The 9603-nt window shown below is 70.7% G+C and carries 8 protein-coding genes and 1 pseudogene; 7 read left to right on the top strand and 2 right to left on the bottom strand.

The window, feature by feature from the left end:
* Window positions 1-260 precede the first annotated feature (260 nt).
* Entirely contained in the window at window positions 261-1625 is a 1365-nt protein-coding gene (locus tag H5J33_RS13760; protein WP_181795193.1) for a rhodanese-like domain-containing protein, read from the bottom strand.
* 252 nt (window positions 1626-1877) lie between these two features.
* Entirely contained in the window at window positions 1878-2498 is a 621-nt protein-coding gene (locus tag H5J33_RS13755; RefSeq protein WP_181795192.1) for a hypothetical protein, read from the bottom strand.
* Window positions 2499-2794: 296 nt separating this feature from the next.
* Between H5J33_RS13755 and hemL the strand changes: the two genes are divergently transcribed.
* The 7 genes and pseudogenes from hemL to H5J33_RS37435 form a co-directional block, all read left to right on the top strand.
* Complete coding sequence (gene hemL / locus H5J33_RS13750) at window positions 2795-4123, top strand: glutamate-1-semialdehyde 2,1-aminomutase (protein ID WP_181795191.1); 1329 nt, start codon at window positions 2795-2797, stop codon at window positions 4121-4123.
* Window positions 4120-4851 (top strand): histidine phosphatase family protein, encoded by a 732-nt coding sequence (locus H5J33_RS13745; protein ID WP_181795190.1) that lies wholly within the window; start codon window positions 4120-4122, stop codon window positions 4849-4851. Before hemL ends, H5J33_RS13745 begins: the two co-directional genes overlap by 4 nt.
* Before the next feature lie 164 nt (window positions 4852-5015).
* A complete protein-coding gene (locus H5J33_RS13740; RefSeq protein ID WP_181795189.1) occupies window positions 5016-6296 on the top strand; it encodes a hypothetical protein in 1281 nt (426 codons plus the stop codon).
* 98 nt (window positions 6297-6394) lie between these two features.
* Window positions 6395-6985 carry a TlpA disulfide reductase family protein gene (locus H5J33_RS13735; protein WP_181795188.1) on the top strand — a complete coding sequence of 197 codons (591 nt, stop codon included), beginning with the start codon at window positions 6395-6397 and terminating at the stop codon, window positions 6983-6985.
* A 1-nt stretch (window position 6986) separates the two neighbouring features.
* A complete protein-coding gene (locus tag H5J33_RS13730; protein WP_181795187.1) occupies window positions 6987-7760 on the top strand; it encodes a cytochrome c biogenesis protein CcdA in 774 nt (257 codons plus the stop codon).
* A 3-nt stretch (window positions 7761-7763) separates the two neighbouring features.
* A complete protein-coding gene (locus tag H5J33_RS13725) occupies window positions 7764-9476 on the top strand; it encodes a cytochrome c biogenesis protein ResB (protein ID WP_181795186.1) in 1713 nt (570 codons plus the stop codon).
* A pseudogene (locus H5J33_RS37435) lies at window positions 9473-9603 on the top strand (c-type cytochrome biogenesis protein CcsB); the annotation flags it as partial. The gene H5J33_RS13725 and the pseudogene H5J33_RS37435, both read left to right, overlap by 4 nt.

The raw sequence follows: 9603 nt of genomic DNA, 5'->3' as shown, positions 1-9603 counted from the left end.
GCTCCCCGAGGTGGCCGGCGAGCAGCGTGTCGGCCGGATCGAGCACTCCGGTGGCGAGGTGCGACCAGGGGCAAGCGCACAGCGCCGGGTTGCCGCTCGCGGGGTTCGCGTACGTGGAGCGGCGGGGCGTCACCGCCCGGTCCGGTGGCGTACCCGGTGCGGGCTACGGCGTCCCGTACCGTCACCCGTCCCGGGCCGTTTCCGCCGCGCCCGAAGAGGCTCGTTCTCACTGGTGTTCTCTCCCGGTTCCCGGTCCCCGGTCAGGAGGTGCGGACGGTGAGCCCGGCCGTCTCGGCCGAACCGAAGGAGTCGTCCACGGCCACCACCTGCCGGCCGGCCGCGTCGAGCAGGGACGCGGCGATGGCGGCGCGCATACCGCCCGCGCAGTGCACCCAGACCCGGCCTGCCGGGATCTCGTCGAGACGGCGGTGCAGGGTGTGGAGCGGGATGTGGACGGAGCCCCGGACGAAGCCGGCGGCCCGCTCGGAGTCCCGGCGGACGTCCAGCACGACGACGCCCTCCCCGGGGACCGCCGCGAGGTCGGCGAAGGTGGCGCGCGGGAAGGAGGCGAGGGCCTCCCCCTCCCTCACCCAGCCGGTCGGCTCGCCGGTGGCGGCGGCGGCCGGGCGGTCGATGCCGACCCGGACCAGTTCGCGCTGGGCGGCGGCGAGCTGCTCGGGGGACTCCGCGAGGAGGGTCACCGGCTTCCCCCAGGGGATCAGCCAGGCCAGATAGGTGGCGAGCTGCCCCTCGGCCTCGAAGTTGAAGGAACCCGCGAGGTGGCTCTCGGCGAAGGCGACACGGTTGCGCAGGTCGACCACCCACTCGCCGGCGGCCAGCCGGGCGGCGATCTCCTCGGCGTCGGCGACGGGGGGCGGGGTGAGGTCGACCGGGGCCGGTCCGTCGGCGTTGGCCGGTGCCATGTGGGCGTAGTAGGCGGGGATGTCGTCCAGGCCGGCCAGCAGGTCCGCGACGAAGGTGTCCACGTCCCGGGTGAGCGCCTCGTTGACCGCCTTCTCCCTGCCGATCGTGGTGGCGTCGCCCCGCGCCTGGGAGGAGGAGCAGAAGCTGCCGAAGCCGTGGGTGGGCAGCACGGCCGCGTCGTCGGGCAGCTCGGCGGCCAGCCGGTGCGCGGAGGCGTGCTGGGCCCGGGCGAGGTCCTCCGTCAGCCGCGGTTCGACCAGGTCGGGCCGGCCGACGGTGCCGATCAGCAGCGAGCCGCCGGTGAACACCGCGACCGCCGTGCCGTTCTCCTCCAGGACGTAGGAGGTGTGGTGCGGGGTGTGTCCGGGGGTGGCGAGCGCCCGCAGGACCAGCCCGGCGGTGGCCTCGATCTCCCAGTGGTCGCCGTCGTGCACGGGTACGCGCGCGTAGGAGACGCGTGCCGCGGCGGGTACGAGGTAGGCGGCGCCGGTCACCCGCGCCAGCTCCAGACCGCCGGTGACGTAGTCGTTGTGGAGGTGCGTCTCCACCACGTGGGATATCCGCACCCCGCGCCGCGCCGCTGCCCTGATCACCTGCTCGACGTCACGTGGCGGATCGACCACCACCGCGCCCCGCTCGCCCCCGGCCAGATAACCGCGGTTGCCGAGACCGGCGATCTCAAGGGTGTCGATGAAGAACATGCGCTGCTCCGCTTCGGTGAGATGTACCCCCCGGGGTATACGTCGACGGTAGCACAGGTACCCCCGGGGGTATTTACGGGGTCATGGGAGGCCCTCGGGAGCGGGTCGTGGTCAGGACGCGTCGACGCCCGGGGAGAAACAGTGGGCGGCGGGCTGGAGGCCCTCACCGCGACATGAAGAGGGCGGGGTCCGAAGACCCCGCCCGTCACTCAAGGAACCCGGCTCACGGCCACACCGGGCATCAACCCCGGCTCACGGCCACACCAGGCAATAAGGCTGATGCCCCGCCTCGTGCAGCCGTACCGAGAAGTCCTGCCACTCGTGCAGCAGCTGGTACACGTTGAACGCGTCGCGGGGGCCGCCGCGGTCCGGGACCGTGGACCAGATGAAGGCCGCCGCGCCGACCGCCTCCTCGCCGACGCCGCGCAGGGGGTCGACGACCGTCATGGGGAGTTTGACGACGGCGTAGTCGGGGTGCAGGACGACGAGTTCGAGGGGCGGAACCTTGTGCAGGGGGACGCCCTGGATGCCGGTGAGGACCATCGCGGCCATCGTCTCCGGCTTGATCTTCGTGAACATGCCGTTCATGCCCAGTTCGTCGCCGCCGAGCTCCTCGGGGCGCATCGAGATCGGGACGCGGGCCGCGGTCGCTCCGTCCGGCGCGCCGAAGTACTTGTACGTCACCCCCACCCGGCCACCGTTCCTGCTCCCCGCGCGAAGGGACTGCCGGTCGTACCGCTCGGGCTCACCCGGTCCACCCTGTGTCCGACGTGTCTCGGTCGTTTCCTCCGCGTCGCGCCGGTGCCTTCCCCGCCGGGCACGTCGAGGACCCAGGTCGTCAGTCCCCTCGCCCAGTCCGCCACCGCGATGCATATCTCCACCCGACTGCTTTTCTAGGACGCGTGGCCCCCGCCGCGCAACCCGATCATCGTGTCAGTGACCTCCCCCGCGTCCGCCGGCCGAAACGTACGGTGGAACGGCGATCCGCGCGGAAGAATCCCGGCTCTGATCATTACGTGCGTACGAGCCGTGTGTATCAGCTCTCAGTCTCGCAGACGAGGGATGGCGCCGCTTCGATCCCGAGGGCGAGGGCGGTCCGGCCGGGGCGCGGCCTACCCTGAGGAGGTCACCCCGCAACCGGAGCCGAGAAGCCGGAGTAGCCGCACGTCATGAGTGCCACGAGCGAAACGCCCTATCCCTACGACGCGCCCGTCTCGCAGGCGCTCTTCGACCGCGCCTGCGCCGTGACGCCGGGCGGAGTGAACTCGCCGGTGCGCGCCTTCCGCGCCGTCGGCGGCACGCCCCGCTTCATGGTGTCGGGCAAGGGGCCCTACCTCACCGACGCCGACGGGCGCGAGTACGTCGACCTGGTCTGCTCCTGGGGGCCGATGATCCTCGGGCACTCGCACCCCGAGGTCATCGCCGCCGTACAGGAGGCCGTCGCCCGCGGCACGTCCTTCGGCACGCCCGGCCGGGGCGAGGTGGAGCTGGCCGAGGAGATCGTCGCCCGGGTCGAGCCCGTGGAGCAGGTGCGGCTGGTCAGCAGCGGCACCGAGGCCACCATGTCGGCCATCCGGCTCGCCCGCGGCTTCACCCGGCGCACCAAGGTGATCAAGTTCGCCGGGTGCTACCACGGGCACGTCGACTCGCTGCTGGCCGCCGCCGGCAGTGGCGTGGCCACGTTCGCGCTGCCCGACACGCCCGGTGTCACCGGGGCCCAGGCCGGGGACACGATCGTGCTGCCGTACAACGACCTGGAGGCCGTCCAGGAGGCCTTCCACCGGCACCCCGGCGAGATCGCCTGCGTGATCACGGAGGCCTCGCCGGGCAACATGGGCGTGGTGCCGCCGGACCCCGGGTTCAACCAGGGCCTCAAGGACGCCTGCGGCAAGAACGGCGCCCTGTTCATCTCCGACGAGGTCATGACCGGCTTCCGTACCAGCCGCGCCGGCTGGTACGGCGTGGAGGGCGTCAAGCCCGACCTGATGACCTTCGGCAAGGTCATGGGCGGCGGGTTCCCGGCCGCCGCGTTCGGCGGACGGGCCGATGTGATGGCCCACCTGGCGCCCGCCGGTCCCGTGTACCAGGCCGGCACCCTCTCCGGGAACCCGGTCGCCACCGCCGCCGGTCTCGCCCAGCTGCGGCTGCTCGACGACGCGGCGTACGCCAAGGTCGACGCCGTCTCCGAGCAGATCCGGACGCTGGTGAGCGAGGCGCTGGCCAAGGAGGGCGTCCCGTACCGGCTGCAGACCGCCTCCAACATGTTCTCGGTGTTCTTCACGGACCGGCGGGTACGGGACTACGAGGACGCCAAGCGGCAGGAGACGCACCGCTTCACCGCGTTCTTCCACTCGATGCTGGCGAACGGCGTCTACCTGCCGCCGTCGTCCTTCGAGTCCTGGTTCGTGTCCACGGCCCACGACGAGCGGGCCGTGCAGAAGATCGCCGACGCCCTCCCGGCGGCGGCCCGGGCGGCTGCGGAGGCCACCGCCGAATGAGCTCCCCCGAGAACAGCACCGCGGGCACCGCCGGAAACGGCGCGCAGGACATCACCGTCGTCCACCTCATGCGGCACGGCGAGGTGGAGAACCCGGAAGGGATCCTGTACGGCCGGCTGCCCGGCTACCACCTGTCCGAGCTGGGCCGGAAGATGGCCGAGCGGGTCGCCGAGCACCTCTCCTCCCGGGACGTGACCCACGTCTGCGCCTCGCCGCTGGAGCGGGCGCAGGAGACGGCCACCCCGATCGCCAAGGCGCACGGGCTGGACCTGGCCACGGACGCGCGGCTGATCGAGGCCGAGAACGTCTTCCAGGGCAAGACCTTCGGCGTCGGCGACGGCGCGCTGCAGCGGCCGGAGAACTGGAAGCACCTCGTCAACCCGTTCCGGCCGTCCTGGGGCGAGCCGTACGTCGACCAGGTCGTGCGGATGATGGGCGCGCTGGACGCGGCCAAGGAGCGGGCGCGCGGGCACGAGGCGGTGCTGGTCAGCCACCAGCTGCCGATCTGGATCGTGCGGTCGTACGTCGAGCGGCGGCGGCTGTGGCACGACCCGCGCAAGCGGCAGTGCACGCTCGCCTCCCTGACGTCGTTCACCTACCAGGGCGACAGGATCGTGTCCGTGGGGTACAGCGAGCCCGCCATCGATCTCGTCCCGGCGCACCTGCGGGCCGGTGCCAGGCCGCAGAAGGGCAAGGGAACGGCCCAGGGGAAGGCCTTCGGCGCCTGAGGGAGCCGGCCGGACGGGCGCCGGTGGTCACTGAGCGTCCGTTTGGGGTGGCTTAGCGCACTGTTGCCCACATAATTGCGAAAAGCAGAAGAAGTAGCGGAACCTCCCCGATCTTCCTGTCCTCTGACTGGGTGACCAGCAGGCAGTGATGATCGGGGATTTCCATGCGCACCATCTCCCGGACCCTTTCCCGGCGAGGAGCACTCGGCCTCGGCGCGGGCGCGGCCGCCGCCGTGTCGCTCGCCGGGTGCGGCGGCTCCACGTCCTCGGACGACGCCGGGCGGCCGGGCGGTTCCCGGACCCAGGGGAGCAGGGGCGAGGGACGCCCGGAGCGGCCCATCGGCGACGGCTCCACCTCCTTCACCGGCAGCCAGCCGCACCAGCCGGCGAAGCCGGAGCCGCTGGAGCCGGGGCAGACCCCGCCGCAGTTCGTGGTCTTCTCCTGGGACGGTGCCGGCGAGGTCGGCAACGGCCTCTTCCCGCGCTTCCTGGACCTCGCCAAGGAGCACGGCGCGTCCATGACCTTCTTCCTCTCGGGGCTGTATCTGCTGCCCGAGTCGAAGAAGCGGATGTACGAGCCCCCGAACAACCCGCGCGGCGCCTCCGACATCGGCTACCTCACGGACGAGCACATCAAGGCCACGCTCGCGGGCGTGCGCCGGGCCTGGCTGGAGGGGCACGAGATCGGCACCCACTTCAACGGGCACTTCTGCGCGGGCGGCGGCACGGTCGCGCACTGGACCCCGAAGCAGTGGGCGAGCGAGATCCGGCAGGCCAAGGCGTTCGTGAAGGAGTGGCGGACCAACACCGGCTGGACCGATCTGCCGTCGCTGCCGTTCGACTACGACAAGGAGCTGGTCGGCGGCCGTACGCCCTGTCTGCTCGGCCAGGACAACCTGCTGCCCACCGCCCGCGAGCTGGGCTGGCGCTACGACGCCTCCTCGCCGGGCGGCCGTCAGGTCTGGCCGGTCAAGCGCCAGGGCCTGTGGGACCTGCCCCTTCAGCAGATACCTTTCCCCGGACGTTCGTTCGAGGTCCTGTCCATGGACTACAACATGCTCGCCAACCAGTCGGTCAACTCGACCAAGGCGCCCGCGTACAACTACCCGGGCTGGCGCAAGCAGTCCGCCCAGGCGTACATCCAGGGATTCCGGCGGGCCTACGAGACGAACCGGGCGCCGTTCTTCATCGGCAACCACTTCGAGCAGTGGAACGGCGGCATCTACATGGACTCCGTCGAGGAGGCCTTCAAGCACATCGCGCGGGAGAAGGAGAAGGGGGCCGACGTGCGGCTGGTCTCCTTCCGGCAGTTCGTGGACTGGATCGACGTCCAGAAGCCCGAGGTGCTCGCCAGGCTGCGCACCCTCGGGGTCGGGCAGCGGCCCGCCGGGGGCTGGAAGGAGTTCCTGCGGGAGACCAAGGGCGCCGCGTCCAACGCCGCCTGATGTCCGGAATGCCCTGTGTAAATACGCCCTGAAATGCGGTTTTCCGCCCGGCAGGGGGGTGCGCGAAATCCCCGGAACGGTCATGCGAAACTTTTCACATGAGTACCCGTAGCCGCGCCGTCCTGCTCACCGCCGCGGCCGCCGCAGCGGCCCTGGCCCTGTCCGCGTGTGGCAAGGGCGGTATCTCCGGTGGCGGTGGCGACACCCACTTCGTCACCGGCAACAACGGCATCGACACCGTCGCGGCCGGCAAGCGCGCCACGGCTCCGGACCTGTCCGGCAAGACCATCGACGGCAAGACCCTGGACGTCGCCGACTACAAGGGCAAGGTCGTCGTCATCAACGTCTGGGGCTCCTGGTGCGGGCCGTGCCGCAACGAGGCGAAGTACTTCGCCAAGGTCTCCAAGGACTACGCGGACAAGGGTGTGCGGTTCGTCGGCATCAACACCCGCGACACCAGCACCACTCCCGCCGTGAACTTCGAGAAGGAGCACGGCGTCGAGTACCCGAGCCTGTACGACCCCACGGGCAGGCTGATGCTGCGCTTCAAGAAGGGCACGCTCAACCCGCAGATCGTCCCCTCCACGCTCGTCATCGACCGGCACGGGAAGGTCGCCGCGCGGGCGCTGGAGGCGCTCGACGACACCGGCCTGGTGGAGATGATCAAGCCGGTCCTCGCGGAGAAGTGACGTGAGCGCACTGCTGACGCTGGCCGCGGAGACCGGCCGGAACCAGACGGTCCTGCACGGCGCCCTGCTGGTCGCCCTGCCGATCGCCCTGTTCGCCGGCCTCGTGTCGTTCTTCTCGCCCTGTGTGCTGCCGCTGGTCCCCGGCTACCTCTCCTATGTGACCGGCGTCGCGGGCACCGACCTGGCCGAGGCCAGACGGGGCCGGATGGTGGCCGGCGCCTCCCTGTTCGTGCTCGGCTTCAGCGCCGTGTTCGTCTCCAGCGGGGCCCTGTTCGGCTACTTCGGCGCCAATCTGATCAGCTACCAGAGCACCCTGTCCAAGGTGCTCGGCGCGCTCATGATCGTCATGGGTGTGTTCTTCATGGGCCTGACGCCCTGGTTCGCCATGCGCGAGTTCCGCTTCCACAAGCGGCCGACGGGCGGTCTGGCCGGGGCGCCGGTGCTCGGCGCGCTCTTCGGCGTCGGCTGGACGCCCTGCATGGGCCCGACGCTGTCCTCGGTGAACTTCCTCTCGTTGAACGAGTCGAGCGCCGCGCGGGGATCGCTGCTGATGGTGGTCTACTGCCTCGGCCTCGGCCTTCCGTTCGTCGTCACCGCGATCGCCTTCCGCAAGGCGCTCGGCGCCTTCGCCTGGGTCAAGCGTCACTATGTCTGGGTGACGCGCATCGGCGGCTCGATGATGATCGTGACCGGTGTGCTGCTGCTCACCGGCGCCTGGGGCGAGCTGGTGCAGCACATGCAGACCTGGACCAACGGCTTCGATGTGGGGATCTGACCGATGAGCAAGACCGACACCGGCACCGGCCGGGACCGGGACGAGCTGGGCGCGGCCGGCTCCCGGCTGTCCACCGCCCCGCAGGAGGAGGCGGTGAGCCTGCCGGGCCTCGGTGTCATCGGCTGGGCCCGCTGGTTCTGGCGGCAGCTGACCTCCATGCGGGTCGCGCTGCTGCTGCTCCTGCTGCTCTCGCTCGGCGCGATCCCCGGCTCGCTGATCCCGCAGACCGGCGCGGACGTCACCAAGGTCGAGGACTTCCGCGCCGCGCACAGGACGCTGGCGCCGGTCTACGACAAGCTCGGTCTGTTCCACGTCTACAGCTCGGTGTGGTTCTCCGCGATCTACATCCTGCTGTTCGTCTCCCTCGTCGGCTGCATCATCCCCCGCACCTGGCAGTTCGTCGGCCAGCTGCGCGGCCGGCCGCCGGGCGCCCCCAGGCGGCTGGACCGGCTGCCCGCCTACACCACCTGGACCACCACCGCGGACCCCGAGCAGGTCCGCGCCGCCGCGCTCGGCCTGCTGAGGAAGCGCCGCTTCCGCGCCCACGCCGTCGGTGACGCCGTCGCCGCCGAGAAGGGCTATCTGCGCGAGCTCGGCAACCTGGTCTTCCACATCGCCCTGATCGTGCTGCTGATCGCCTTCGCCTCCGGCCAGCTGTACAAGTCGGACGGCACCAAGCTGATGGTGGAGGGCGACGGCTTCTCCAACGCGCTGCCGATGTACGACGACTTCAAGTCCGGCAGCCTCTTCGAGCCGGACGACCTGGTCCCGTTCAGCTTCGACCTGGAGGACTTCAAGGGGACCTACGAGCTGACCGGCCCCAACCGGGGGACCCCGCGCACCTTCCAGGCGAGGATCCGCTACAGCAAGGGCGCCTACGGCAAGCAGACCGAGACCACCGTCAAGGTCAACGAGCCGCTGGAGATCGACGGCTCCAAGGTCTACCTGGTCAGCCACGGCTACGCACCCGTGATCACCGTCCGGGACGGCACGGGCAAGGTGGTCTACCGCGACGCCGTGCCGCTGCTGCCGCTCGACGGCAACGTCACCTCCCAGGGCGTCGTGAAGGTCATGGACGGCTACCGCGACGCCAAGGGCAGGAAGGAGCAGCTCGGCATCAAGGCCTTCTTCCTGCCGACCTACGGCGGGGCCGGCATGGAGATCGCCTCGGCCTTCCCCGCGCTGCTGAACCCGGTGCTGAACCTGGAGCCGTACCACGGCGACCTGGGCGTCGACTCGGGCCTGCCGCAGAGCGTGTACCAGCTCGACAAGACCCACATGAAGGACTACAAGGACGCCAAGGGCGCGCAGCTGAGGGTCAACCTCAAGCCCGGCGAGTCCGTGAAGCTGCCGAACGGCGCCGGTACCGTCACCTTCGAGAAGAACGTCAAGGAATGGGCCGGCTTCGAGATCGTGCAGGAGCCGGGCGGCGGCTGGGCGCTCGGCGGCGCCCTCGCCGCGATCTTCGGCCTGGCCGGGTCCCTGTTCATCCAGCGCCGCCGCGTGTGGGTGCGGGCGGTGCGCGGCGAGGACGGCGTCACGGTGGTCGAGATGGCCGGGCTCGGCCGCAGCGAGTCGGCGAAGGTGCCCGAGGAACTGGGCGAGCTCGCCGGACACCTCTACGACCGGGCGCCGGGCGCGCCGGAACCCGGCGACGAACATCCCGCACCCACATCAGACCGCCACGTCGTACCTGCCGAAGGGGCTGAGAAGTGACTCTCGCCGCCGCGACCAACGAACATCTCGCGAGTGTCAGCAACACGCTGATCTACTCGTCGATGGCCGTCTACACCCTGGCCTTCTTCGCCTACATCGCCGAGTGGCTGTTCGGCAGCCGCAGCAA

Source organism: Streptomyces sp. WELS2 (genome assembly GCF_013870595.1).
Classification (GTDB): Bacteria; Actinomycetota; Actinomycetes; order Streptomycetales; family Streptomycetaceae; genus Streptomyces.
This window is presented reverse-complemented; position numbering and strand designations above follow the sequence as displayed.

Bases quoted from the DNA above. Each gene is read 5' to 3' on its own strand.
- H5J33_RS13740 (WP_181795189.1), top strand. From the start codon at position 5,016: ATGCGCACCATCTCCCGGACCCTTTCCCGGCGAGGAGCACTCGGCCTC.
- hemL (WP_181795191.1), top strand. From the start codon at position 2,795: ATGAGTGCCACGAGCGAAACGCCCTATCCCTACGACGCGCCCGTCTCG.
- H5J33_RS13735 (WP_181795188.1), top strand. From the start codon at position 6,395: ATGAGTACCCGTAGCCGCGCCGTCCTGCTCACCGCCGCGGCCGCCGCA.
- H5J33_RS13760 (WP_181795193.1), bottom strand. From the start codon at position 1,625: ATGTTCTTCATCGACACCCTTGAGATCGCCGGTCTCGGCAACCGCGGT.
- H5J33_RS13755 (WP_181795192.1), bottom strand. From the start codon at position 2,498: ATGCATCGCGGTGGCGGACTGGGCGAGGGGACTGACGACCTGGGTCCT.
- H5J33_RS13745 (WP_181795190.1), top strand. From the start codon at position 4,120: ATGAGCTCCCCCGAGAACAGCACCGCGGGCACCGCCGGAAACGGCGCG.
- H5J33_RS13725 (WP_181795186.1), top strand. From the start codon at position 7,764: ATGAGCAAGACCGACACCGGCACCGGCCGGGACCGGGACGAGCTGGGC.